The 24,849-nt window shown below is 62.6% G+C and carries 27 protein-coding genes; 9 read left to right on the forward strand and 18 right to left on the reverse strand.

What is annotated here, in order from left to right; genetic code table 11:
- Position 1: 1 nt before the first annotated feature.
- The 4 genes from NKL06_RS25900 to NKL06_RS25915 are packed head-to-tail and all read right to left on the reverse strand — an operon-like array spanning position 2 to position 4,552.
- Positions 2 to 1,102 (reverse strand): glycosyltransferase family 4 protein, encoded by a 1,101-nt coding sequence (locus NKL06_RS25900; RefSeq protein WP_023667987.1) that lies wholly within the window; start codon positions 1,100 to 1,102, stop codon positions 2 to 4.
- Positions 1,087 to 2,379, reverse strand: coding sequence for a TIGR04295 family B12-binding domain-containing radical SAM protein (locus NKL06_RS25905; RefSeq protein ID WP_023691445.1), 1,293 nt, complete (start codon positions 2,377 to 2,379; stop codon positions 1,087 to 1,089). The genes NKL06_RS25900 and NKL06_RS25905 overlap by 16 nt, the downstream gene beginning before the upstream one ends.
- The gene (locus NKL06_RS25910) at positions 2,376 to 3,449 is read right to left on the reverse strand and encodes a GDP-mannose 4,6-dehydratase (RefSeq protein WP_023691444.1); all 1,074 of its coding nucleotides are present in this window, start codon (positions 3,447 to 3,449) and stop codon (positions 2,376 to 2,378) included. The genes NKL06_RS25905 and NKL06_RS25910 overlap by 4 nt, the downstream gene beginning before the upstream one ends.
- Positions 3,446 to 4,552 carry an NAD-dependent epimerase/dehydratase family protein gene (locus tag NKL06_RS25915; RefSeq protein WP_023691443.1) on the reverse strand — a complete coding sequence of 369 codons (1,107 nt, stop codon included), beginning with the start codon at positions 4,550 to 4,552 and terminating at the stop codon, positions 3,446 to 3,448. The genes NKL06_RS25910 and NKL06_RS25915 overlap by 4 nt, the downstream gene beginning before the upstream one ends.
- A gap of 217 nt (positions 4,553 to 4,769) precedes the next feature.
- Here NKL06_RS25915 and NKL06_RS25920 point away from each other — a divergent pair, with 217 nt between their 5' ends.
- The gene (locus tag NKL06_RS25920; RefSeq protein WP_023667991.1) at positions 4,770 to 5,045 is read left to right on the forward strand and encodes a hypothetical protein; all 276 of its coding nucleotides are present in this window, start codon (positions 4,770 to 4,772) and stop codon (positions 5,043 to 5,045) included.
- A gap of 215 nt (positions 5,046 to 5,260) precedes the next feature.
- Here NKL06_RS25920 and NKL06_RS25925 read toward each other — a convergent pair whose 3' ends face one another.
- From NKL06_RS25925 to NKL06_RS25940, 4 genes are all read right to left on the reverse strand, one after another.
- The gene (locus tag NKL06_RS25925; RefSeq protein WP_023681103.1) at positions 5,261 to 5,587 is read right to left on the reverse strand and encodes a low affinity iron permease family protein; all 327 of its coding nucleotides are present in this window, start codon (positions 5,585 to 5,587) and stop codon (positions 5,261 to 5,263) included.
- A gap of 110 nt (positions 5,588 to 5,697) precedes the next feature.
- A complete protein-coding gene (locus NKL06_RS25930) occupies positions 5,698 to 6,180 on the reverse strand; it encodes a DUF2269 family protein (RefSeq protein ID WP_023691442.1) in 483 nt (160 codons plus the stop codon).
- A complete protein-coding gene (locus tag NKL06_RS25935) occupies positions 6,180 to 7,466 on the reverse strand; it encodes an SDR family oxidoreductase (RefSeq protein WP_023807295.1) in 1,287 nt (428 codons plus the stop codon). Before NKL06_RS25935 ends, NKL06_RS25930 begins: the two co-directional genes overlap by 1 nt.
- 165 nt (positions 7,467 to 7,631) lie before the next feature.
- The gene (locus NKL06_RS25940) at positions 7,632 to 8,588 is read right to left on the reverse strand and encodes an NAD(P)/FAD-dependent oxidoreductase (RefSeq protein ID WP_031202187.1); all 957 of its coding nucleotides are present in this window, start codon (positions 8,586 to 8,588) and stop codon (positions 7,632 to 7,634) included.
- 188 nt (positions 8,589 to 8,776) lie between these two features.
- Between NKL06_RS25940 and NKL06_RS25945 the strand changes: the two genes are divergently transcribed.
- The 8 genes from NKL06_RS25945 to NKL06_RS25980 all read left to right on the forward strand — a co-directional run bounded on the left by NKL06_RS25945 (position 8,777) and on the right by NKL06_RS25980 (position 15,405).
- A complete protein-coding gene (locus tag NKL06_RS25945) occupies positions 8,777 to 9,118 on the forward strand; it encodes a DUF768 domain-containing protein (RefSeq protein WP_023696361.1) in 342 nt (113 codons plus the stop codon).
- Positions 9,119 to 9,274: 156 nt separating this feature from the next.
- The gene (locus NKL06_RS25950; RefSeq protein ID WP_031203154.1) at positions 9,275 to 10,309 is read left to right on the forward strand and encodes an ABC transporter substrate-binding protein; all 1,035 of its coding nucleotides are present in this window, start codon (positions 9,275 to 9,277) and stop codon (positions 10,307 to 10,309) included.
- Between the two features lie 10 nt (positions 10,310 to 10,319).
- The gene (locus tag NKL06_RS25955; protein WP_023691439.1) at positions 10,320 to 11,087 is read left to right on the forward strand and encodes an ABC transporter permease; all 768 of its coding nucleotides are present in this window, start codon (positions 10,320 to 10,322) and stop codon (positions 11,085 to 11,087) included.
- Positions 11,087 to 11,758 carry an ABC transporter ATP-binding protein gene (locus NKL06_RS25960; protein WP_031210327.1) on the forward strand — a complete coding sequence of 224 codons (672 nt, stop codon included), beginning with the start codon at positions 11,087 to 11,089 and terminating at the stop codon, positions 11,756 to 11,758. Before NKL06_RS25955 ends, NKL06_RS25960 begins: the two co-directional genes overlap by 1 nt.
- Positions 11,755 to 12,930, forward strand: coding sequence for a lanthanide ABC transporter ABC transporter substrate-binding protein PedA1 (locus NKL06_RS25965; RefSeq protein ID WP_023691437.1), 1,176 nt, complete (start codon positions 11,755 to 11,757; stop codon positions 12,928 to 12,930). The genes NKL06_RS25960 and NKL06_RS25965 overlap by 4 nt, the downstream gene beginning before the upstream one ends.
- Complete coding sequence (locus NKL06_RS25970; RefSeq protein WP_023681110.1) at positions 12,918 to 13,880, forward strand: PQQ-dependent catabolism-associated beta-propeller protein; 963 nt, start codon at positions 12,918 to 12,920, stop codon at positions 13,878 to 13,880. The genes NKL06_RS25965 and NKL06_RS25970 overlap by 13 nt, the downstream gene beginning before the upstream one ends.
- Positions 13,877 to 14,602, forward strand: coding sequence for a lanthanide ABC transporter ATP-binding protein PedB/LutE (locus tag NKL06_RS25975; RefSeq protein ID WP_023691436.1), 726 nt, complete (start codon positions 13,877 to 13,879; stop codon positions 14,600 to 14,602). The genes NKL06_RS25970 and NKL06_RS25975 overlap by 4 nt, the downstream gene beginning before the upstream one ends.
- Positions 14,599 to 15,405, forward strand: coding sequence for a lanthanide ABC transporter permease protein PedC (locus NKL06_RS25980; protein WP_023691435.1), 807 nt, complete (start codon positions 14,599 to 14,601; stop codon positions 15,403 to 15,405). The genes NKL06_RS25975 and NKL06_RS25980 overlap by 4 nt, the downstream gene beginning before the upstream one ends.
- Before the next feature lies 1 nt (position 15,406).
- Here NKL06_RS25980 and NKL06_RS25985 read toward each other — a convergent pair whose 3' ends face one another.
- From NKL06_RS25985 to NKL06_RS26030, 10 genes are read right to left on the reverse strand one after another with little or no spacing between them, the layout of a single operon-like run.
- Positions 15,407 to 15,823 carry a c-type cytochrome gene (locus tag NKL06_RS25985; protein ID WP_023691434.1) on the reverse strand — a complete coding sequence of 139 codons (417 nt, stop codon included), beginning with the start codon at positions 15,821 to 15,823 and terminating at the stop codon, positions 15,407 to 15,409.
- Complete coding sequence (locus NKL06_RS25990; RefSeq protein ID WP_023691433.1) at positions 15,804 to 16,682, reverse strand: cytochrome c oxidase assembly protein; 879 nt, start codon at positions 16,680 to 16,682, stop codon at positions 15,804 to 15,806. The genes NKL06_RS25985 and NKL06_RS25990 overlap by 20 nt, the downstream gene beginning before the upstream one ends.
- Positions 16,679 to 17,020 (reverse strand): hypothetical protein, encoded by a 342-nt coding sequence (locus tag NKL06_RS25995; protein WP_023691432.1) that lies wholly within the window; start codon positions 17,018 to 17,020, stop codon positions 16,679 to 16,681. The genes NKL06_RS25990 and NKL06_RS25995 overlap by 4 nt, the downstream gene beginning before the upstream one ends.
- Complete coding sequence (locus tag NKL06_RS26000) at positions 17,020 to 17,625, reverse strand: cytochrome c oxidase subunit 3 (RefSeq protein WP_023681116.1); 606 nt, start codon at positions 17,623 to 17,625, stop codon at positions 17,020 to 17,022. The genes NKL06_RS25995 and NKL06_RS26000 overlap by 1 nt, the downstream gene beginning before the upstream one ends.
- Positions 17,622 to 19,598 carry a cytochrome c oxidase subunit I gene (gene ctaD, locus NKL06_RS26005; RefSeq protein ID WP_023691431.1) on the reverse strand — a complete coding sequence of 659 codons (1,977 nt, stop codon included), beginning with the start codon at positions 19,596 to 19,598 and terminating at the stop codon, positions 17,622 to 17,624. The genes NKL06_RS26000 and ctaD overlap by 4 nt, the downstream gene beginning before the upstream one ends.
- Positions 19,595 to 20,608, reverse strand: coding sequence for a cytochrome c oxidase subunit II (gene coxB / locus NKL06_RS26010; RefSeq protein ID WP_023691430.1), 1,014 nt, complete (start codon positions 20,606 to 20,608; stop codon positions 19,595 to 19,597). Before coxB ends, ctaD begins: the two co-directional genes overlap by 4 nt.
- Complete coding sequence (locus NKL06_RS26015; protein WP_023668011.1) at positions 20,605 to 21,138, reverse strand: c-type cytochrome; 534 nt, start codon at positions 21,136 to 21,138, stop codon at positions 20,605 to 20,607. Before NKL06_RS26015 ends, coxB begins: the two co-directional genes overlap by 4 nt.
- Positions 21,135 to 21,926: a substrate-binding domain-containing protein gene (locus tag NKL06_RS26020; protein WP_023815901.1), complete on the reverse strand. Its 792-nt coding sequence runs from the start codon at positions 21,924 to 21,926 to the stop codon at positions 21,135 to 21,137. Before NKL06_RS26020 ends, NKL06_RS26015 begins: the two co-directional genes overlap by 4 nt.
- Positions 21,927 to 21,984: 58 nt before the next feature.
- Entirely contained in the window at positions 21,985 to 23,862 is a 1,878-nt protein-coding gene (locus NKL06_RS26025) for a methanol/ethanol family PQQ-dependent dehydrogenase (RefSeq protein ID WP_023691428.1), read from the reverse strand.
- Complete coding sequence (locus NKL06_RS26030; protein ID WP_023712209.1) at positions 23,859 to 24,641, reverse strand: heme-binding protein; 783 nt, start codon at positions 24,639 to 24,641, stop codon at positions 23,859 to 23,861. Before NKL06_RS26030 ends, NKL06_RS26025 begins: the two co-directional genes overlap by 4 nt.
- Positions 24,642 to 24,849: the final 208 nt, after the last annotated feature.

A 24,849-nucleotide genomic window follows, 5' to 3' on the forward strand; every position in this document is an offset into this window, starting at 1 on the left:
ATCAGCGCTCCGCCATCGCTAAGGCCGCTTTGTCGTAGACGCCGCGCATAGCCGCTGTCTGCTTTGTCAGCCTAAACCTGCGGCTGCGTCGGATGGCTGCCTGGCCAAGCTCTCGCCGGAGCTCGGCATCGCTGGAGAGACGGTTGAGGCAGGCAGCGAGATCGTGCGGATCGCGCGCGTCAAAGAATATCGCGGCCCCGTCCCATAGTTCGCGATAGGTGGCGATATCGGAAAGCACCAGGGGCGTAGCCGACATGGCGGCTTCCAGCGCGGCCAGGCCGAATGGCTCGTAGAGCGATGGCGATACGAAAATACCCGCGCGAGCCATCAACGAACGCGCCTCGTCGGATGGCACTGCTCCCAGAGGAACAGCATGGCTGAAGCTGACATGCTCGCCGTTTGGGCCGTTCGTCGACCCGGCGGCAAACAGAGGCCATCGCGTCAGGGACGCCGCCTGGTCGACCACCGCGGCATTTTTGCCCTCGTCCCACCAGCGGGCAGCAGCGAACACGAGCGGTTGGTGCTTTTCGGCATTCGGCAGAGGACGGGCACCATTTCTGACCACACTCAAGCGCGCGATCGGGCCGTAGCAGGTCTCTAGCATGTCGGCGTGGCTGCGGCTCGGCGCGATGACCGCGTCGGCCCGATCCATGCCGCGTCTGTTGCGCTCCTTCTGCCAGGCCCATGCCCCATCCGCCGCCTGTCCTCTGACCGCATGGAACCAAGTCGTCACGCAGGAATGGGAGACCACCACGACCGGGCATGGCGCGTCGAATCCCGCTGCCTGCGAAGGCGCGTTGAAATGGACAAGGTCGATGGCGTGGTCGCGCATGGGCGCATGCAACTCCCGCGGCAGCGCGTCGAGATCACCGCCGTTGCGGGTCATCCAATCCGGCGGCGTGTTCAGCCAGATCAGCTTCGCGAAAGCCTCCGCCTCGTCGGCCTGCTGCCTGGACGGTGGCGGACCGAGGCCGGCAAGCACCACGCTATCGCCGCCGTTGACAAGTTCCCTGGCCAGGTCGAGCGCATAGCGCCACACGCCGCCCACGGCGTCGACCGTCATCAGGATGCGCCGCGAGCGCGGCGTCAGTGTCCGCAACATGTCGCCTCCAGTTCCGCCAGCGGACGCGGGCGCCTTTCCTGGATGTCGCTGAACTTCTGGAATGATGCGAGATAGTGATCATGGGCGCGCTCCCAGGCGAGGTCGTCGGGTTCGCCCCAAAGCTCGCGATAGCTTGGCGAACTCGGATATGGATAAAGCGGTACGGGTTCATTGGCCCACACGCCGTTGTCGATCAGGTGCGTTCGCCAGTAATCGACGAGGGCAGGATCATCCTCGACGACGCCGATCAGATTGGCCTGTACGAACGGAACGTGACGCCTGGCGTTGACGAGCAGCGCGGCGAGTTCCTCGGTGCCCAGCCGGCAGCGCTTCGCCAGCATCGCACGACCTTCCACGGTCAGGCTTTCGAGGCCGGCCTCGATGGAGACGCAGCCGGCCGCACCAAGCAATTCCAGCAGCTCGGGCTTCCAAAGGTCGATGCGGGTCTGCACACCGAACTTCACGGCGCGATGGATCAACGCTTCCAACAGCGCTTTTTGCGGCAGGAAGATTTCATCGATGAAATAAATGTAGCCGACCCCCTGGGCAATCAGCCCATCGATTTCCGCTATGACAGCCTCGTGGTTTCGGCGGCGATAGGCATCGCGGAAATCGATCTTGGCGCAGAAGCTGCAATTGTAGGGGCAGCCGCGCGATGCTTCGACCTCCGCGCCGAACCCAACCTGCTTGTCATCGAACCTGTGATGGTGGTGCGAATGGGCTGCGATCCAGTCTGATGGCCATTGGAGTGGCGGATGATCGACAAACGAGCTGGCGTGGACGCCGCCGGTCAAAACCACCTTGGCCTCGCGCAGGTAAGCGGTCGAGGGCACAGCGCTCCAGTCGTCGCGCCGGGCAAGTTCCGCGACGATTTCCTCGCATTCGCCGCGCACAACAATGTCGACGCCAAGCTTGCGCAAGGTTGGCGCGGGCGTAGCCGAGCCATGCGGCCCGACCGCGACTGTGCGTCCACCGCGCCCGGCGAGACGGTTGAGGAAATCGGCCGGCACGCGCAACTCGGGTGGTGCGCAGCGCCAGAACAGATAAGTCGGGGCGGTACTGACGACCGTCATTGCAGGCGCGAAATCAGCCACACGCTCGGAGAGGTCCGAGTTGTCGAGCTTCTGCAATTGCCCATCCAGCATCAACACCTCATGGCCGGCTGTTTCGAGCAGGGATTTCGAATAGCCGAGTTCCAGCGGGAGATGTGGTTGGCGGCAGCCGAAATAAATGCTGTCGTCATAGGTCCAGAACGGGTTTACCAGGGCAATTTTCATGCGACGTACCTCACGACTTCGGGGCGAGGCTGGAGCCGGTGTTGTTGCAGCCAGTCTGCGAGATCGCGAATGCCTTCGCGCCATGAAACACGAGCTTTCCAGCCAAGCATCGCTTTGATCTTGCGGGTGTCGGCGACGAAGAAGGGCTGATCGCCGGTGCGTTCGCCATCATGGCGGATCGAAAGCTCACGGCCGGTCAAGCTACGGATCTCGCTCAACAGCATGCGCAGGCTGATCGCATTATCGGGGCCGCCGCCAAGATTGAATGCCTGTCCTTTGGTCGTCTCGATACGATCGAGCGTGGCCCTGTAGGCGGCGACCGCATCGGAGACATGCAGTATGTCGCGCACTTGTCTGCCGTCGCCGTAAATGGTGATTGGACGTCCCGTCAGCGCACTCAGCAGGAAGTGCGCGACCCAGCCTTGATCCTCGGTTCCGAACTGGCGCGGCCCGTAAATGCAGCTCATCCGCAGCACCGCCGTCGGCATGCCGTAGGATTTGGCATAGTCGAGCACATATTGGTCCGCCGCGCCTTTGGAGCAGCCATAGGGCGTGCAGAAATCCAAGCCGTGGGTCTCGTCGATGCCATTCGCTTGGATGATGCCGTCGCAAGGCAGGTAACGATCGCCGTCCTCGCGAACCGCGACGTCTGGCAGGCTGCCATAGACCTTGTTGGTGCTGGCGAAGACCACCGGAACAAACTCACTGCTCAGCCGCGCCGCCTCGAGGACATTGAACGTTCCTCGAAGGTTGATGTCGAAATCCTCGTCCGGTTGGACCAGGCTCGTTGTGACGGCGGTTTGCGCGGCCAGGTGGAAGATCGCCTTGGAACTCTTCAGAACGGGCGCAAGCGCGTTGGCGTCGCGCACGTCAATCGTTTCGACCATGAGGCGGCTTCCGTGTTTCTGCGCCAGCCATTCAAGGTTCTGTTCGACGCCGGGGCGGCTGAGATTGTCGATCACCAGCACCGGCTCGCCATCCGACAACAGGCTGTCGGCCAGGTTCGATCCTATGAAGCCGCTGCCGCCGACAATGGCGACGGGCGCGTCGCGTCGATTGCGCGTATTCATGACACCAGCCCACGTTCTTCAAGCTCGCGTTTCATGTCGGCGCCGCGGTCGATGGCGGACGAGTTGCGCACCCAGGAAACGAAATCGGCGAGCGAATTCTCCAGTTGTTGCCTCGGCTCGAAACCGAGCAGCTCACGGGCCTTGGAAATATCGGCGAAGCAGTTGCGGATATCCCCGGAGCGCGCCTTGCCGAGCAACTCTGGCGAGCGGTCCGGCGTTCCCATGGCCTCGGCAAGTACCCGCGCGACGTCGCTGATAGCATAGGCTCGGCCGCTGCCGATGTTGATGACGTGACCCCTTGCCTGGCGTTGCTGCAGCGCAAGACGAAAGGCGCGGGCGACGTCATCCACATGGACGAAATCGCGCTTCTGTTCGCCATCCTCGAAGATCATTGGCCGTTGGCCGTTGGCGAGACGCGAAGCAAAATTGGCCAACACGCCGGTATAGGGGTTCGATAACGCCTGGCCGGCGCCGAAGACGTTGAACAGGCGCAGCGCGACCGCATCGATGCCATAGGCTTCGCCGAAGATCAGCACGGCGCGTTCCTGGGCGTATTTCGTCAGCGCATAGATAGAGGCGAGGTCGACCGGCTTTTCCTCGTCCGTCGGCAGGGGAGAGAGGGGCTCGCCTTCCGGCGACAGCGGATTCCACTGCCCGTTTTTGATGTCGCCCGCCTTGCGCCGGGCATTGTCGATGCGCCGGCCGTCCGATGTAGCATAGAGGCCCTCGCCATAGACACTCATCGATGAGGCGACGACAATGCGCTCGACCGGATGTTTGATCAGCGCCTCGAGCAGCGTCGCGGTGCCGAGATCGTTGGTGCCGACATAACGCGCGATCTCGTACATCGACTGTCCGACGCCGACTTCCGCGGCCAGATGAATGACCGCGTCAACGCCTTCCAGCGCCTTGGCGACCGCCTCCCGGTCCCGAATGTCGCCCTTGATCAGCTCGGCCCCGGCGGGAAGGGCGACTGTTTCGCCTGCGTGCACCTGCTCCAGCAGCACATCCAAAATGCGAACCGAATAATCCTGCTCGATGAGTTCCTGGGCGACATGCCGGCCGATGAAGCCGCATCCCCCTGTAACCAATATCCGTTTCACGACCACTCCTCAGACAGGTAATCTTGGCGACCCGAACTTTTCGGCAAAAGGTTTGTTCCCTTGGCTTCAACAAAGTTCCTTTGGCCGGCTTCGTTCGGAAGCAGCCACATCGCGCTCGCCGCGCCGTGCCGGAACATTGCCGCCCTTGTGCTGTTAGGACGCCGGCAGCCCCGACGATGCCCGATGTTGGCAACGCCGATGATCAAAGGAGATTTCAATGTCCCAGTCGCAAACGACCACCAATCACGACGAAATCCGCAAATGGGCCGAGGAGCGGGATGGACGCCCGGCAGTGGTTCGCACCAAAGGCGCGGGCGGCATCCTGCGGATCGACTTCGGCAAACCCGAGGAAGCATTCGAGCCGGTCGAATGGGACGAGTTCTTCCGCATATTCGACGAGAACGATCTGGCCTTTCTTTACCAGTCCAAGACTGGTGACGGACAAACCAGCCGTTTCAACAAGTTCGTCGAGCGCAACCAGAAGGGCGAATGACGCATTTCGAGCCGGCCGATTTGCCCGACCTGGTTCTCGGGCAAATTTTTCTGGATGCGGTGGAACAATAGGGGGCTCCGATCCTTCGGTCGCTGAACCACAGCCGCAGCAAGGATCGAAGGCCTGGGCCTGAGCGCAGGAGGCGGCGGGGCTGGATAGGCGTCAAAAGCTGGAAACCCGCTACTCGTCCTGCCGTGAAACCAAAACGCCGCTCATCAGTCGTCCTGCTGCCTGCGGTGGCGGTGTTTTTCGATTTCCTCGGGCTCTTCATCGTCGATCCGCGTGATGTTCGAGGCATTGTGGTCTGATCGCAGGATCTCATCCAGTTTGGCGTGAATGGCCTGAGTGTCGCGGTGCTCGGCACGCTGGATGAACAGCGTCATGGCCCACGTAAACAAGGTAGCCGCTCCATGCCAGTCCAGGGTTTGTCGCTCGAAGATCATCCAAAGGATTGCGTAGACCAACAGGATCAGGAATGCCGCGGGGCGGGAGGTTAATGTGCCGATTGAAGTAAGCACGCCGGTGACGGGATGATTGGCCATGCGAAAGAACTCGCGGCAGTGACCGTGGTTCCCGACCGCAGTGCATCGCGCCGGCACGAGCCAGCTAGGCGCGACGAATGAATTCACGGCGCAGTGCTTGCCGATCGCAGCTACAACGATGACCACTCGATTGCCGGGCGCGCAATCATCAGCCAGAAAATGGCGAGCACGGCGCCGAAAGCTGGGAAGCCGAAGACAAACCAGCGTCTGAACAGCTGATGGTAGCGCTCGGGAGGAGGTTGGTTGGAGAGTGCGGCCTGTGTGGCTAGATTTCGCATCTCGATCTGCATCCACACGACAGGCAGCCAGAACAGGCCCGTTAAGATGTAGAGCAGGATCGAGAGAACGATCCATCCTTCGGACAGCGAATACCCCGCAACCCTAGCGAGGCCCAGTCCGGTCAGAGGTTGTGCGACAACGGCCGTAGCCGTGAACAGGAAATCAGCCAGCACGACAATTCGGGCGACAGCTGCGATCGTCGCGGCATTCCCGGTCCGGTGTGCCAAAAGCATGAAAAAAGCAATGCCGGCACCAGTTCCGAGCAGCACAGCAGCGCCGATCACGTGCAGGTATTTAAGCACGAAGTACGTCATCAGCGTTCCTCCAGAATGGCCAGCGCTGCAAAATGCAGAACGAGGATCGGGAGGATTTTGATCAACGGCCCGAGTGGCTCAAGCCAAAGATCCGGCCGCAGAATGCTCCCGGCGATCGCATAGAAAAGCGATACCGCGATTGCGCCGAAAAGACCAAGCCGGCTGGTTGGGCGACAGGCGATAAGCGCCCCGACGGCGATGTCAGCCAGCGCGCCGGCGACTACCGCCGGTTCGGCCAAGGGGCCGGCAGCAGTGCCAATCAGCAAGTCAACTCCGCTGCGCCAGCCGGCAGTGAGGGAAATGATGCCCGTCATGATCCAGAAGAGCGGCAAGACGACAAAGAGCGCCGGCTTGACGAAGTAAAGACCGGCGAACCATCGCTCCTGCACCGTCGCAGGATTTAAACGCAGTGCAGATGTAAGACTTGATGGTTGAATGCCGGTCGCCGTCATCCAGGGTTGGGGATCGCCGACAGCGCCACGGGCAATCTCTTTTGCTGCATTGCTGCGCATCGGCGGGCGCCAGCCCAGCTGAGCCGCGGCATCCCCGAACCTGTACAAGATAGCTGCGGCCCAATTGGGCAAGATGAACTCCCGAGCACTGCTCCATCCGAACCAGCGGCGATAGCGACCCACGACCTCGCTCATCGAAAGTGCCTCGGGCCCAGCCAGGTCCAGCTTGAGGTGCGATGGGCTGCCGGGTTTGAGGAAGAACAGGACGGTGGAGATCACGTCATCGAGTTGGACGACTTGGAGACGGCCCGTGTCGGGCATCAACGGCAAGAGCGGCAACGCCGCGAGGCCGCGAAAAAGTGCACTTGCGCCGAAGGCCGGCCTTCCCAGCACTACGGAGGGGCGCAGGATGACCCAGTCAAGGCTACGTGCCATCAGTGCCTCATCGCCGGCGAGCTTGCTGGCGGAAAAGGCGGACGGCTGCTGGCGATCGACCCCGATGGCAGAAAAGTGGATCACCTTATTCACACCTGCGTGCTCACACGCGGTGAAGAGAGCCGAGGCGCCGGTAGAATGGACATGCCGGGTGTTTTCCCGGGCACTATCCTGCAGGACGCCGGCACAGTTTACGACGGCGTCCACACCGGCGAGGTAGGGGGTCCAGTCCTGAGGTCGCAAGCCCCGCGCCATATCCACGGAAACGGTTTGGATCTCCGGGTGGACGCCAGTGTCTGCGTGGTGAAGCACGCGAACCACTTCATGACTCTCGCCGGCCAGGCGCGCGCAAAGCGCGGCTCCAATCAGACCTGACGCGCCGGTGACGAGAATTTTCATTCCTTCCTCCAGCCGTTCGCCAGCGCGTGCCCGTCCATCAACCCAGCGGCTGCGCCTGGGAGAACTCTAGCAAAGCCGAAGCCGGTAGTCTCACGCCGGGTGGAACAGGTTCCGGGCATCAACGCAGCCAAAGGTGAGCCGGTACGGTGCGCTCGCATCTGCAGGTCAACTTCGCCGGAAGTTCGTCGCCGGCTCGGCGCAATCGCGGAGGTCGTTATGAATGTGAGTTGCAGCCTTGGCGGCGTCTCCGAACGCAACAGCAATTTGATTGAGCCCCTCGGCCACGTCGCCAATGGCATAGAGTCCTGGCGTTGAAGTCTCAAGGTGTCGGTTGACCAGGACATAGCCTTCTGCGTCACAGTTAGCCCCCAGAGCAACCGCGAGTTCGGAGCGTACGTCGCTGCCCATCGAAGGGTACACCACATCGATGTTGCGCATCGGGGCGCCCTCGGCCATGACGACATCGAACCCGGTTCGTCGAGGGATCAGGTCATCGACCGCGTCCCAGATTTCAACTCCGCCTGCCAAGGCGGCGCCGCGGGCAGCTTCGGAAACATCATCCTGGTTATTGGCGAGCAAGGCGACCTGACTGCCATATCCCTTCAGGAACAGAGCCTCCCTGACGGCGAGATGCTCCGGACCAACAACGCCGATGCGGCTACCCCGGGCCTCATATGCATCGCAAACCGGGCACAGTCTGACAATGCCGGTTGCGATCGCCTCCTCCAGTCTTTCAATGGGAGGTGCCTTGTCCACAATGCCCGTTGCCAGAATCACGCGCCTTGCTTGGACAATCCCGCAGGTGGTCGTCAGAACAAAAAACCCCTCGCGTTTTTCGGCGTGGCCTACGCAACCATGGACAAGGCTCGCGCCGTATAGCTGTGCCTGGGCTCGTAGGCGGCCGAGCAGTTCTTCCCCGCTGATGCCGTCGGGGAAGCCGGGACAGTTGCGGGATTTTGGGATGAGCTTGGCACGCGCATGCCCCGCGTCGAGCGAGATCACCGAACGCAGAAACCTGGCTAAATACATGGCTGCAGCGAGCCCCGCGGGGCCGCCGCCGACGATGGCAACGTCAAAAACTTGTGCGCCCGAAAAGCTTGGTTCGCCCGAAAAGCTTGGCATCGGGCCTAACTTCAACTCAACGAGCTTGTTCCACAGGGTCGAAATGGACGCAATCAGGATGCACACTGCACAATAAGAGTGAACTCCAATCGAGTCGTGAAGAGAAAGGCCACTGCCTCATCAAGCCTGCAAAAACCTCGTGGCTCCCAACGCTGTGAGTACAGCACCACTGGGAAAGTGAACGCATCATGGAACTTCGGCTCACCGTCGCGCTTAGTTTGGCGAAAGGGTGGTCTGAGATGAGCGCGACCAGAGAGTTTTTTCAAAACTGGCTACAGGAGAATGTCGGCACACTTCCTGGTCGAGAGGAAGTCAGCGTCGCGGTGCTCGCTCAGCAATTCGAGCAGGATGCCGAGGTGGCTGGTTATGGGCGTGAAGTAAGGGAGGACGAACTCGGAAACATCGAAGATGCTATCGTGCAAGCGATCGAGAACGCCGGGTCCGGGGTGCAGAGCCCGAGCTCCGAAAAGAGCGATCCGGCACCTGTAATGGACGCGTTGGAGGTCGATGATGCCAAGAGCGGACCGTAGCCCCTGACACCTTCTTCTGTTCGCCTGAACAAGCCCCCGGACTGCCGTACGAGCCGAAAAACGGACCTTAGGTGCTTTCCCGTTAGTTCCATGCACCATCGAGGAACATTCCTGCCGCCACCGCGTTAGGAAAGTTCCTTCACACCCGGTGCGCCCGTGCTGACTGCTACCCTTCCAGGCGAATGGCTGACCCGGCATGATCAGGGTCACATCTCGCGGCGGGCCGCTCTTGCGGGTATTTGTTGCTGGCTATTGGGTGCTTCCGCTGAAGCCGCGCCACAGCCATCGCCGCTCGTGCGATTTGGCGTGCTGGGATTTGGCACCGCCGCCTGGGAAGTTGCCGTCATGCGGCGACATGCGTTGGACACTGTGCACGGCGTATCAATCGAGGCTCAGCGGCTTGCCGGGACCGAAGTCGGTAAGACCGCATTGCTGGCGGGCAGCGTCGACGTCATCGTTTCGGACTGGGTGTGGGTCATGCGCCAGCGTAGCGAAGGCGCTGATCTGGTGTTCTATCCCTATTCTCGTGCCGTCGGCGCGCTGGAACTGCCGCAAGGCTCGTCCATTCGAACTCTTGCGGACCTCAAGGGCAAAAGGCTGGGGATCGCAGGTGGTCCGCTGGACAAAAGCTGGATCCTGTTGCGCGCTCTCGGCCTCCGTCAGGTGAAGCGCGATCTTGCTGAAGAGGTGGAGCCAGTGTTCGGCGCGCCGCCTTTGTTGGAGCAGGAATTTCTGGCGGGGCGACTGGATGCACTGCTGACGTTCTGGAATTTCGCCGCCCGTCTCGAGTCAGAGGGGGCAAGGCCTCTGCTCAGTGTCGCGCAAATCCTGCAGGGGCTTGGCGTATCCGTGGACTTGCCGATGCTCGGCTACGTCTTCCATGAAAGCTGGGCGCGGGCCAACCCGATAGCCCTCGCGCGATTCACGAGCGCGACCGCGGCAGCGAAGTCGCTGCTCGAGTCTTCGGACGACGAGTGGCGGGTGCTCGCGCCTCAATTGGGCACGGACGATCCTCACCTACAGGCGGCGTTACGCGCCGCCTATCGAGCCGGAATCCCTCGTCGTTTCGGCAAAGACGAACGTGATGGCGCGGCCCGGTTGTTTGCAATCCTGGCCAAATTGGGCGGCGAGGATCTGGTCGGCAAGGCGACGAGCCTCGATCCTGGTGTCTTCCGGGCCATACCGGCTTGAGCTCGCGCCAATGACCGATGTCCCAGCGTTCCCCATCACAATGCAGCGTTGGCAATCGGCTGCGGCATTGCTGACCATGGTGCTCGTCTGGCAGATTGCATCATCGATCGCCGCCGATCGGCTGTTTCCTGGTCCGGTCCAGGTTGTTTCGGTTCTCCTGCACGAAGCGGTTCGGGGCGAGCTGCCATACCATTTGGGCATCTCGCTTGCGCGCGTCGTGGCAAGCCTCGGGTCGGCAATAGTCATCGGCGCGGCCCTTGGCTACGCGGCAGGCCGCTCGCACAGAGCCGACATATGGATGAGGCCTTGGATCGTCTTACTCCTCAACATGCCGGCGCTGATCACGGTCATTCTAATTTATATCTGGCTTGGTCTTGCCGAGACCGCGCTTGTCCTTGCGGTCGCGCTCAACAAGATCCCCAATGTCGTGGTGACTATTCGTGAAGGCGCCAGCCGGCTGGACAAGGACTTTGCCGAAATGGCTGAGCTCTATCGCTTCGGGCGTGCTGCAAAGCTGCAGCATGTCGTGCTGCCGCAATTGGCGCCGTTCTTTCTCGTCACCCTGCGCAGCGGGCTGGCATTGACGTGGAAGATCGTGTTGCTCGCCGAACTGCTCGGCCGCTCCAACGGCGTCGGGTTCCAGCTACAGGTCTATTTTCAGAACTTCGACGTCACCCACATCCTTGCCTATGCGATCAGCTTCGGCGTTGTGATGCTTGCCATAGAGTATGGACTGCTTGTGCCGTTGGAACGTCGTCTGTTCGCCTGGCGACGCTGATGCTGAGGATCAGGATCGAGGACAAGACTTTCCCCGGTGACGACGGCCAGCGCCGGACGATCTTTCGCGCGCTGTCGCTTGATATAGCCGACGGACAGGTCTGCGTCCTGACCGGCCCTTCCGGTGTCGGCAAGTCGACGCTGCTGTCGATCGTTTCGGGCGTCGACCGCGAATTTCGCGGCAGCGTGAGCGGACGACCGCTTCCGATAGGCATGCTGTTCCAGACACCGAGGCTGCTGCCCTGGCTCACCGCCTTGCGCAATGTAGAGCTGGCCATCCCAGATCGCGCGCCCGATGCGGCCCGGTGGCTTGCCGCTGTCGGCCTGAAAGGCAATGAGAAGAGCTATCCGCAGCGACTCTCGGGCGGTATGGCGCGGCGCGTAGCGCTTGCCCGGGCGCTCGCCGTGGAGCCTGCGCTCCTGCTCCTCGACGAGCCATTCGCTTCACTCGACGAGGCGACCGCGCAAGCCATGCGCCGCCTGCTGCAGGATTGTTTCGCCAGTCGGCGGACTACCACGCTGCTGGTTACGCATGATCTCGCATATGCCTCGTCGCTGGGGGATCGGGTTATTGTTCTGGAGGGATCGCCTGCGCGCATCGTGCGCGATGTCGCAATCTCTGGTGGCGATGAAGCGGGATCGTCGCGGTTTGGGCTGGGGGCGACACAATGAGACTGTTGCTGGGCCTTCTCTTTCTTTTGCTGATCACCGGCCCTGGCGCCACCGAGCAACAGACGATGGTGATCGGGTATATCGGCCAGGAGCGCAAACCGGCTCTGCCCCTTGGACCCCTTGATGAAACCGTCACCGATGACGGCCTGCAAGGCGCACGGCTCGGCATTGCCGACGACGAAAGCACCGGCCGGTTTCTTGGGCAGAAATTTCGGCTGGAGGAAAGAATATTGAAACCAACCGAAACGCCGGACGACGCGGTAAGACAATTCGCCGATGCCGGCATCGCCTTTGTCGTCGCCGATCTCGACGCCAGTCAGCTTCTACAGGCCAGTGCCGCGCCCGGTGCCGAGCAGATGACGTTGCTCAACAGCCGGGCGCCGGACGACGTGCTTCGCCAACAGGACTGCCGTCGGAACGTCCTGCACACGATCCCGAGCCGCGCCATGCTCGCCGACGGGCTGGCGCAATATCTCGCCTGGAAGCGCTGGCAGCGTTGGTTCCTGCTTGTGGGGCCGCATTCGCAGGATCAGGCGATGGCTGCGGCCTTTCGACGGGCGGCGGCTCGCTTCGGAGCCGAGATCACGATCGACCAGCCGTGGACATTCAGGCCCGCCAACGGACGTTCCGATACAGGGCATGTCACGCTGCAGACCGAAATACCCGCGATCACGCAGGTCAGCGACTATGATGTGCTCGTGGTCGCCGACGAGGCGGATGAATTCGGCGCCTATCTGGAGGGCCGCACCGCGCTGCCGAGAATCGTCGCTGGCACGCAAGGGCTGGTCGCCACAGGCTGGAGCGCTGTCAGCGAGGAATGGGGCGCCACGCAACTGCAGGACCGTTTCCACAGGCAGGCAGGGCGCTGGATGTTGCCCAGCGACTACGCGGCCTGGCTCGCTGTGCGCAGTATCGGCGAAGCGACGACGCGCCTGCACAGTCTCGATCCCGCGGCAATCGGCAGATATATGCGCGGCGACGCGTTTCTTCTCGCTGGCTTCAAGGGGCAGGGGCTTAGTTTCCGTCCCTGGGACGGACAGATGCGCCAGCCCATTTTGATCGCCGGGCCTCGCCTCTTGATTTCCAGCTCACCGCAACCGGGCTTCCTGCATCAGCGCACGCCGCTCGACACGCTGGGCATCGACCTGGAGGAGAGCACATGCAAGTTCTGATGACGCTGTTGTTGGCGGCGTTCGCTCTTGCTGCTCCCGCCGCCGCCGAGACCATCTACGTTTCCAATGAGCAGGATAATACGGTCGCGGTCGTCGACGGCGTGACAATGACTTTGCTGGCGACGATCGATGTCGGCCGCCGTCCGCGCGGGCTGGCGCTGTCGATCGACAACAAGATGCTTTTCGTCGCGGAAGGCGACGACAACCGCATCGACGTGGTCGACGTCGCGAAGCGGCGGGTCGTCGGCGAATTGCCTTCGGGAGCCGATCCGGAATTCTTCGCAGTCCATCCCGATGGCAAGCGGCTGTTCGTCGCCAACGAGAATGACAATCTGGTGTCGGTGGTGGACATCGCCGCGGCCAAGGTCATCGGCACCGTGGATGTCGGCGTCGAACCGGAAGGAATGGCGGCCAGCGCCGACGGCCGCTATGTCGCCTGCACTTCGGAGACCACCAGCATGGTGCATCTGATCGACGCAGGCACGCTTGAACTCGTCGACAATCTGCTGGTCGATACCCGGCCGCGCGCGGCTTTATTCTCGTCGGACGGGAAGCAATTCTGGGTGTCCTCGGAGATCCGGGGCACTGTCACCGTCTTCGACACGGCAACGCGCGCGCAGACCGGCAAAGTCGAGTTCGAGGTGCCGGGTATACGACGCGAGGGTGTGCAGGCGGTCGGCATGGCGACGTCTCGCGATGGCACGACCGTCTATGTGGCGCTCGGCCCCGCCAACAGGATTGCGGAAGTCGATGTGAAAACGCTGGCGGTCCGTCGGCTCTACCTTGTTGGTCAACGACCCTGGCACGTTGCGCTCTCCGGCGACGAGAAGCGCCTGGTCAGCGCAAACGGGAATTCCGGCGATATTTCGTTTATCGATCTGGAAAACCAGGAGGTGGTGAAATCGCTGCCGGTAGGGCGGGGGCCGTGGGGCGTCGTGATCGGGCCATGAACGCCTTGTCGGTCGAGAATCTGGGCCATAGTTTCGGAAACCGGCGGGTTCTCGACGGCGTTTCTTTCTCTGTGGCCCAAGGCAGGATGTGCATCTTGCTAGGCCGCAATGGCGCCGGCAAGACGACGTTGTTCTCGCTGATCACCGGTCTTTATCACGCCCGCTCCGGCTCGGTGCATGTCTTCGACCAGGCGATGAATGTCAACCCGTCCGCCGCGTTGGCGCAGATGGGCGTCGTCTTCCAGTTGCCGACCCTCGACCTCGATCTGACGGCCGGCGAGAACCTGCGTTACCACGCGGCCTTGCATGGGCTTAGCCAGGCCTTGAGCAAGGAGCGCTCCATCCACGAACTCGGCTGGCTGGACGTGCTGGACAGGATCGACGATCCTGCCCGAGCGCTTTCCGGGGGGCAGCGTCGCCGTGTCGAGATAGCACGCGCTCTGATGCATAGCCCACGCCTTTTGCTGCTGGATGAGCCGACCACCGGGCTCGACGTGCCGGGCCGCCGCGCGCTCGAGCGGCACGTGCGGGAGCTTTGCCGCGAGCGCGGCATTGCCGTCCTGTGGGCAACACATTTTCTGGAAGAACTAACGGCGGATGACGATGTGGTGGTGCTGCATCGAGGCACAATGCGGTGGGCCGGCCGCGCCGATCGCCTGGCTGCCGATCTCGGTGTGGCGAGCACGGGCGAGGCCTTCGCGTCGCTGACGGAGTCCGAATGAAAACGTCTCACGCGGTGCGCGCGCTCAACGGCATCCTGCGCAGGGAGATGCTGCGCACGTTGCGGCAACGCGGCCGGCTGCTCTCGGCGATGGTACGGCCGCTGGTCTGGCTGGCAATCTTTGCCGCTGGCTTCCGCTCCGTTCTCGGTCTGTCGATCACGCCACCCTACCAGACCTATGTTCTCTATGACGTGTATGTGGTGCCTGGGCTAGCGGCCATGATGCTGCTCTTCCATGCCATGGCAAGTTCGCTGGCCATGGTCTACGATCGCGAGATGGGCAGCATGCGCCTGTTGCTGACCGCACCATTGCCGCGCTGGTACCTGCTTGCGGCGCGCCTGCTGGCCAGCGTGATCGTCGGCGTGCCGCTGGTCTATTTGTTTCTGTTGATCGCGCGTTTCTGGGATGTGCGGCCGCCCGTTTTCGGCTACGTCGCGGTATTTCCGGCGCTCGTGCTGGCGGGCCTCATGCTTGGCGCGTTCGGACTGCTTGTCTCCTCGGTTTCGACACAGATGGAGAACTTTGCCGGTGTCATGAATTTCGTCATCTTTCCGGTGTTCTTTGCCTCGACGGCGCTCTATCCGCTGTGGCGGCTTGCCGAGGCGGGACCGGTGCTGGCAACAATCGCCGCCTGGAACCCGTTCAGCTCGGCGGTCGAGCTGATACGCTTCGCGCTCTATCTGCGGTTCGATCCTGTCGCGGCGGTTGTGGTCCTTGGCTGCCTCATCGCCTTCTTCCTCGCGGCGGTCATCGGCTATGACCCCGGCCGCGGCTTGTGGTCCCGGCGCGGCGGCGAGGGATGAATTACTTCAACGCGTAGAGATAAGCGGCGATGTCCCGCGCCTGTTGCTCGGTGATCCTCGTCGACGGCATGGCCGTGTGCGGATTGACTTCCCTCGCCGAGCGTATCCAGCGGATCATGTTCTCCGGATTGTTTGCCAGCAGGCCACCGATAAAGACCCTGTCGGCAAGGCCACCGTCCAGGCGGGGTCCGACCTGGCCTTGCGCACCCGGCACGCCGGGTATCGTATGGCAGCCGGAGCAGCCATTCGCCGTCATGATTGGAATGGCGCGGGCGCCTACGCCGCCGGTCGCCGCATCCGACTCGTGCCGGACGCGCTCGCGCCTGTCGGACCACAAGGTCGCCGCTGCGACAGCCGCAGCCAGCAGCAGGATTGCGGCAAGGGCGCCCCCGATCAGCCTACCCAGGTCGGAGCGCATGTGTTGCCTCCCTGGTTGCGCTGCTGCTTATCCAGAGGCCGGCGAGCAGCAGGGCGGCGCCGCCATAGATCAAGCCGGCCGGAACCCACATTACCAATCCGGCGAGCTGCTGGTCCTCGATCGCGGTCATTCCCCACAATGCCGCGCCGGCGCCATTCTCCGGATACCAGAGTTTGGGCGACATCAGCAGCAGGACACCGAGCAGGCCGGTATGGAGCGAGGTGAAGAAAAGATGCATGACGGAGTTGCCATAGGTCTGCTGTCGACCGGGGCGCGGTAGGAGCGCCCACCAGAACAGCAAGGCTGTGCCGAGGAAGCTCGCATGCTGGGCATAATGAAGAAAGCCCTGCTGGAGCGCTGCCTGGAACAACGCCGGAATGTGCCAGATCCAGATGGCGACGCCGTGAATGATCGTCGCGTTGAGGGGACGGATCACCAGGGCCCAAACGGATTGCAGCGTCTTTGCGCGCGTGAGCTTGCCCGTCCCGCGGCGAAGTGCGGCCGGCAAGGACCAGAGCAGGACTGCGCCTGGGCAAGCGGCGACAAGGAGGGGCGCCGCCACCGCCATCAGCAGTTCATGCTCGATCATATGGGCGGCAAACACCCGCTCGCCGAGCGCATGGATGGGGCTGACCAGTGCTGCCGTCAGCACGCCCCAACCGGCGGCGAAAAACAACGCCTGCCGCATCCGCTCGGGACGGCCTCGGCTGCTGCGGCGCCACAACCGAGTCGCTCCGATGGCATAAAGGAAGGCAATCGCGGCCAGCGGAAACGTGATGGGAAATGCGAGCGTCCATCCGGCCTCGGGCGCGCCGGCGCCGTAGCAGATCGAGGTCGAGAAGAACGCGTCGAAGCTCATCGCAGGCACACGTCGAGAATGAGAGCCGCGCTGCCTTGCATGATGATGACGAGGGCAAACAGCAATGCCGCAAGCATGCCGAGATCGGCGACGAACTGCTCGGTGCTGCGCGTGCGCTCAGGCTTGAAGGCGGCGCCGCCCTGCCGCTTCGCCCGCCATGACAAGGCACCGCCGAGCAGCGAAAGCACGGCGAGCACCAGTGCCACGGGAAGCACCACCGGCACCTGGCGGTTGCACTGCCATGGTACGAGTGCGTAGTTCAGCTGCGTCGAGATTGCCCAAGCCATCGGCCCCGACAGAAGACCACCCCAGGACGTTCCCATTTTCAACGCACGCATCAGCCTAGCCTCGGCATCCAGTAGATGAGCAGATAGATCGGGATCCAGGTCAGCACCACGAAATCCCAATAGAAGACATTATCGCCGACATCGCCGAAGCGCCGGCCGCTATAGCCATGGCGTGTGAACATCAGCACCGTCAAAACGATGGTGTCGCCGACATCCGTGATCAGGTGTGTGGTGTGCAGCCCGAGCAGCACCCAGAGCATCGAGCCATAGGCGTTCGTGTCCCAGTAGATGTTCAGCGCCGGGAATTCGAACCAGCGCACGACAAGCGGGGCCAGACCGAGCAGCGACATCACCACCAGCCCGATCCGGACCGGTACGATCGCGCATTGCTTGGCATGGCCGTGGAGGATGTGATTCGGCACCACGCTGATGATAAACAGGATGGTGACGATCGTTCCGGGCCAATGGTTGGGGTGCGGGGCGCTTAGACGCCAGTTGGGCCACAAAGTGGCGAGATAGAGATATGCGCCGGCGGCCAACGCAAAGCCCATGCCTTCCAGCGCCATGAAGCCGAGCGTTCCCCACCAGGTCGGGCTGCGCGGACCATGTCCAAAGGTTGGGAGGTCCGAAAGATCCAAGCTGGGACGCTCACTCATCCCTCATCCTCCGGGTCGTCCTTGGGCCAGAACCAGCCGATCAAGGTGATGGCGATCGGCGCGGCGCCCCAGACGATCGCCCAGGGCGTGAAGATCGAATAGACAAACGTACCGCCGACGGCGATTGCCGCCAGCAGCGGCCAGATCGACGGTGTCGCCGATTTCTCGCGAATGTCGGGGTGGGCTTCCGCCACGGTTGAGATCAACAGCTCACGGACATCGACGCGGAGTCCGGTCGCCACAGGCGGCGCCTCCCGTTCGGCCCAGAGCGGCTCGACGTGTGTGACAATCGGTATCCGCGCGAAATTATAGCTTGGCGGCGGCGAAGACGTCGCCCATTCGAGCGTACCGGCATCCCAGGGATTGTTTCCGGCCAGTTCGCCCTTCAACGCGCCGTGTACAAGATTGAACGTGAACAGTACGAAGCTGAGGAAAAAGAGCACCGCGCCGGCGCTGATGAACAGGTTGATGTTGCCCCAGCCAAGCTCGGCCGGATAGGTGTAGACCCTTCGTGGCATGCCCCAGAGCCCGACGAGATGCATTGGAAAAAAAGCCGCGTTGAAGCCGATGAAAGCCAGCCAGAAATGCCAGCGCCCGAGACGCTCGCTCATCATGCGGCCGCTGATCTTGGGGAACCAGAAATAGGCCGCGCCCAGCAGCGGGAAGACCGAACCGCCGATCAGCACGTAATGGAAATGGGCGACGACGAAATAAGTGTCGTGCACCTGGAGGTCCAGCGGCACCGAAGCGAGCATGACGCCGGTGAGGCCGCCGATGACGAAGATGAAAAAGAAGCCGAACACGAACAGCAGCGGCGTGCGGATCACCGGCCTGCCGTCCCACAAGGTCGCCAGCCAGCAGAAGATCTGAACGCCATTGGGGATGGCGATCAGCATGCTCGACGCGGTGAAGAAGCTGGCGCCGAGCTTGGGTAGCCCCGTCGCGAACATGTGATGGACCCAGAGGCCGAACGAAAGGAAACCGACGGCGATCAGCGACAAGACCAGCCCGAGATGCCCGAACACGGGACGCCGGGCGAAGACCGGGATGATCGCGGAGACCATGCCCGTCGCCGGCAGGAAGATGATGTAGACCTCCGGATGACCAAAGAACCAGAACAGATGCTGGAAGAGCAGTGCGTCGCCGCCCTCGGCGGGGTTGAAGATATGTGTGCCGACCAGCCGGTCGAGGATCAGGAAGGTCGAGGTGATCATCACCGCGGGCATGGCGAAGACGACGACGAAGGAGGTAACCAGCATTGCCCAGACGTAGAGCGGAATCCTGTCCAGCGACATGCCGGGGGCTCGCTGCTTGAACACGGTGACGATGGTTGCCACCGCGACGGCCAGTGAGGAAACTTCTGTATAAGTGATCATCTGGGCCCAGACGTCGGCCCGCTTGCCCGGCGCGAATTCGGGGCCTGACAGCGGCACATAAGCAAACCAGCCGACGTCGGGCGCCATGTTGAGCGCGAAAGACACCCAGGCGAATATGCCGCCCGAAACATAGATCCAGTAGCTGAACGCGTTCAGGCGGGGAAAGGCGATGTTGCGGCTGCCGACCATCAGCGGGACGAGATAGATGCCTGTCGCCTGCACGATGGGCACGGCGAACAGGAACATCATGGTCACACCATGCATCGTGAACAGCTGGTTGTAGAGGTCCGGGCCGATCAGACCGCGCTGCGGCCCTGAGAGCTGGATGCGCATGGCGACAGCGTTGAGCCCGCCCAGGCACAGAAACACGAAGGCGGTGATCAGATAGCGCCGTGCGACGACCTTGTGGTCGACGCTCGACAGCGCGCCGATGATGCCGGGGGGCGTGCGCCATGTCCGCGCCAGCCAGCGATCCAGGCTGGCATCGTCCATGCCGGTGTCGCGCGGTCCGTCATGCTCGGGTGCGACGTCGCCCTCGGTAGAGGTTTCACGCGCCGGCGGCAGGTCGCGTTCGCTTGTGAGGTCCGCGCTGCTCATTTAAGCGCCTCGAGGTAGGCGACCATGGCGTTGAGTTCGTCGCCGCTGAGCTCCACCACCGGCATGTGGGATCCGGGCTTGATGCCCTGTGGGTCGGCTATCCAGGCGGCGAGATTGCCGCGGCTCATTGTCAATGTCCCGGCGGCAAGCGTCTGCCGGCTGGCTATATGGGTGAGGTCAGGGGCGACCGTTCCTCCGGCAGGCGTGCCGCCTATTCTGTGACACATCACGCAAGGGCGCTTCAGAAACAGATCCTGGCCGGCCTTGGCCTCGTCCCCCGTCGGAGTAGCGGCCGGCTGCAACTGGTCGTTCCACCAGGCGTCGAACTTCGCACGCGGCTCGGCGATGATGAAGGTGCCCATGTTTGCGTGCTGCGCCCCGCAGAACTCGGCGCATTGACCTCGGTAAACACCAGGCTTGTCTGCCTTGAGGTCGAGCACGTTCATGTGGCCGGGAATGAGGTCGAGCTTGCCCGAAAGGCTCGGGATCCAGAAGGAATGGATGACGTCGGTCGAGGTCAGAAGAAGCCGCACCGGCTCCCCGGCGGGGATATGGATCTCGTTCGCCGTGGTCAGGAGGCGGCTTGGCGTGGCATCCTCATAGCGCACCTCCCACCACCATTGATGGCCGGTGACCCGAATGGTCAGTGCGGCATCCGAGCCGATCGCGGCGAGCGTCCTGTTGGCGAAGAAGCTCAGCAAGGTCAGTCCGATCAGGACAATGGCGGTCAACCCGACGGCGGTCATCACCGCGCGCAGCTTCCGGTCGTCGGCGCCGGCCTCGATCGCGAGCGGCTCCGCCTGCGCGCGCGACCGCATCATCAAGGGCACGACGAGGGCGATCATCACCAGCACCCACACCACGGCGCAGAGCGCGGTGAAGAACCAGATCAGCCATGCCAGTTCGCTCGCCGCGGGACCTTTCGGGTCGAGGGCGGATTGCCAGCCCGCGCATCCCTGGAGCAACAGAGCGCCGGCGGTGGCGAACGCCATCGAGACGAGACGTTTCACGGCGACTTCCCCAGCGTGGCCGCGTCGGGCATGCGGTTTTCCGACGGATGCGCCATCATGTCGTCATTGCGTTGCGGCGCGGCGGAAGACGGCGCGTTGCCGCTCAGCGAGCGCACGAAAGCGGCAAGCTCCCAGATCTGGTCGTCGGGAATCTTGTCGCGGAAGCTCGGCATGCCGTTTGGCCGACCGTCGCGGATCGTGGCATGGATGCTTTCGATCGAGCTGCCATAGAGCCACTTCTGGTCCATCAGGGCCGGCCCCATGCCGCCGCCGCCATTGGCGTGGCATCCCGAACAGTTGAACCAGCCGAAAAGCCGTTTCCCTTCGCTCATATGGAAGGCGTTGGCCTCGAAGCTCGCCGCCTTGTTATCGCTGGCGGGGGGGCGCTGTCCGCCGGGCTCCAGCGTGGTCACAGGCGTCGGCTGCTCGCCCGATCCGAGCGCCGATTGCGGGCGCGTGTCACGTTCCTCGCGCTGGCAGGCAGCGAGCGCCAGGACTGGAAACAGGAGCATGGCCACAACGGCTCTCATCGCACCGGGCTCCCCGAGGCATCGAGGCGCGGCACGCCATACTGTGACAGCAAGGCATCTATCTCGACCTTGTGCCTGGACAGGGCGCCATTGACATCGCCGCGCAGCGCATCGTCTTCGCGGCGGACGCCCATCGAGATGTCATAGATCATCGGCAGTTGCGGTCCATCGATGCGGGGCGCAACCGGCGTGATGCGGAGCGGCACCTTCTGCCTTGCGGCGAAGTAGCCGGCGAGGGGGCCCCAGACCACGGCAAGGTCGATCTCGCCACTCGCCACCGCTTCGACGATGCGCGCCGGCGGGTTGGGGGCGGAATAATCGCCATAGACCGGATAGCCAACGAGGTGCCCGACGATACCGCGGCGGCCAAGCGCCTGGACCGGAGGCGAATTGGCGCCATCGTCGCCGATGAGCTGAACACCGATCCGCATGTCGCGCAGCCGCGGATCATTGAACGATGCTACGTCGGGGCCGTCCCTGCGGGTGACGAAGACATAGGACGATCGGTAGTAGGGCGTGGTGGTGCGCAGCATTTCGAGGTTGCTCGGCGTGCCCGGCACGAGATCGCACAGGCCCGCCTTCAGCGTGTTGCGGATGAAGCCGCGGCGCTGCGCCCACCAGGTATAGGTCAGCTTCGCGCCGAGATCGGACGCAACGATTTCGGCGATCCTGTTCTCGAAGCCCTGACCGGCCGCGTTGGAGAACGGCATGTTGTTCGGATCGGCGCAGACCCTCAACTCACGTGCGTCGGCTGTGGCCGTCAAGAACACGAAGGCGATGGCGGCCATGCCGATCGCCAGTCGTTGACACGCCTTTCGCGCCGGACCTACGGTCAAGTACAATTCATCAAGGCAGCCGGAACACATAAAGCGTGCCTCCCGAGGTTGTCGCGTTCTTCAGATCCTTCATGGCATTGACGAAACCGAGCGCGGCGGTGGCGTCACGCGGATCAAGATCGCCCGATACAATTGCGCCGGCCCAGCCGCCGACGCCTGAGAGGATGGCGACATATTGGTGCCCGTCGGGACCGCGATAGGTGATAGGCTGGCCGATGATCCCGGACGAGGTCTTGAACTGCCAAAGCAGGTCTCCGGTCTTGGCGCTGACCGCCTTGAACCAGCCTTCCATCGTGCCATAGAAGACAACGTCGCCGGCGGTCACCACCGCGCCGCTCCATACCGGGAAATTCTCCTTGAGGCTCCAGGCGGGTTTCTCCGCGGCGATGTCCCAGGCGGTGAAGGCGCCGCGATTACCGCCGGGCCCTGGTATCATGCGGACGTTCATGCCCACATAGGGCGTGCCGGCGATGTAGTTCACCTCGACGCCTTCTTCATCCATGCACAGATTGTTGTGCGGGATGTAGAGCAGGCCGGTCTTCGGCGAGAACGCGGAAGGCTGCCAGTCCTTGAGGCCAGACGCCGTCGGACAGATATCGCGAACGACCTTGCCGGTGCCGGTCTTCTTGTCCGGATTTACGATCAGTCGACCGGTTTTCAGGTCCACACCTTTGCTGGAGTTTACGGGACCAAAGGGTTTTGCCGACAGCACCTCGCCGGTTGTCCGGTCGAGGATGTAGAGATAGCCGTTGCGCTCCGGCCGGATCAGCACCTTGCGCGGCTTGCCCTGCCAGGTCATGTCGAGCAGGATCTGCTCGTTGATGCCGTCATAGTCGTGGAGGTCGTGCGGGCTCCACTGATAGAACCATTTCGCCGCGCCGGTGTCTGGATCGCGCGCGAAAATGCCAGACGTCCACTTGTTGTCGCCCGGCCGCAAATCCGGATTCCATGGTCCGGGATTGCCGGTGCCGTGGAAAATCAGGTTCAGATCGGGATCATAGGAAATCCAGCCCCACATGTTGCCGCCGCCGATCTTCCAGGCTTCCGGCGGCCACGTCGTGACGCCAAGATCCTTGCCTTTGTCCATGTCGTAGTGCGGCTTGAAGTCCGATCCGATCAGCACGTCCTTGTCCGGCCCGGTGCTATAGGCGATCCAGACGACATGACCGTCGCCGGCGTCGAGCGCCTTTACCCAGCCGCGAACGCCCATCTCGCCTCCGGAATTGCCGACCAGCACTTTGCCCTTCACCACAAGCGGCGCCATGGTGATGGTCTCGCCGATGTTGATGTTGCCGACATGAGTGTTCCAGATCGGCTTGCCCGTGTTCGCATCAAGGGCAATCGTGTGGCCGTCCAGCGTATTGAAAAAAATGCGCCCGTCGGCGAATGCCACCCCGCGGTTGACGACGTCGCAGCAGGCCACTCCCTGTGCCGCCGGCTCGGGATTGGGTTCGTACTTCCACTTCATCGGGGCGCCGGGCTTGGAGAGATCGAGCGCATAGACGAAGTTGGGAAAGGGCGTCACGATATACATGGTGTTGCCGACGACCAGCGGCGCTGCTTCCTGGCCCTTGTTCACGCCTGTCGAGAACGTGAACGCGACCTGCAGGTTCTTGACGTTGCCTTCATTGATCTCGGAGAGTTCGCTGAAGCGCGTCGACGCGTAGTTCTTGGCCGGCATCGTCCATTGGCCGTCATCGGGTGGCGAGGCTGCGGCTGGCGGTACGATCGCTGGTGTTTTAGGAGGCTCGGACGCAGCGCCCAGAAGCAGCACGCAGGCGAGCAGCGTCACCAGAAGGATAGCGCCAAAGGAATTCCCGGCTGCCAATTTGCGGGTACGTCGTTCTACGTCAACGCGCGTTAATGCCAACTGCGGCATAGCTTTCATTTATTGATCGAGCCTCCCACGCCGGCGCCGAGTTCGGCCGCGATGTCGGCCTCCGTTCCGGCACAAAGCGGATGGCCCCAGCCCGAAGCGCTTTTGCCGCCGGGGTCCAGATCGTAGACAATGGCATCCTTGCGATTTGGATTGACGCCTGCCGGGACCTTGTCGAAGCCGAGCGCCGCGCGGATACGCCAGGCGACATTGTGATCGGCGCATGAGGAATCGCCTGAAACGCCGAGGCCGCCGACAATGCTCTTGCCGTCGTAGAGGGCAAGCCCGCCGCCAAACACCACGACGCCTCCGATCGGCTTGCCGACGAGCGGGTCGCCGGCGCTTCCGAACGTTTTGGGATCGCCCGTATAGGCCGCGGCCTGGTTGACGGGATTGGTCTCCTGCAGGCCAAATAGCGGTCCGCCGGGCTGCACCCCCGCATAGAGATTGGCCGTCGAGAGGGCCATCTGAGCCAGGCTGAGACCGTTGGCCGTGTTGGCTTTCTCCGCTGCTATGAGCCGACTTCCCGGCCATTGCGAGTCGGGGGTGGGGCCGCTGAACGCAATCGCGCAGACAGTGCCGTCACGGGCAACGATGGCTGCCCATTCGTTGGTTTCAAAGCCGCCATTGGCTGGTCCGCCGCTTGCCTTCACGTTGGCTTTGAGGGCTGCAAGCAGCTTATCGTGATCGGCCGGACAGGGTTCCTGCGCCATGGCCTCGTGCCCGTGGAACAGGCCACCCATCAGCAACAGCAGGCCAAAAAGAGGTACGAAAAGCTGCGAGCGATACATTGTCCTGGCATTCGTTTATAAAACAAGGACCACCCAGGCAGACCGCAGAATGCGAGGATACGTCCAATGGGTCAGTGCCTAACTCGCGTAATGCTTCTATGTTCCTGCTTTGCATAAAATTCGTGCAGTTGGATTTGGGTGCAGGTGTTCAATCAAAGCATGGGACCTGGATACCCGTGGCCACAGGCCAAGCGGTGAGGCAACGCGG

The sequence above is a fragment of the Mesorhizobium sp. C268A genome, from assembly GCF_040324475.1.
In the GTDB taxonomy this organism is placed as follows: domain Bacteria; phylum Pseudomonadota; class Alphaproteobacteria; order Rhizobiales; family Rhizobiaceae; genus Mesorhizobium.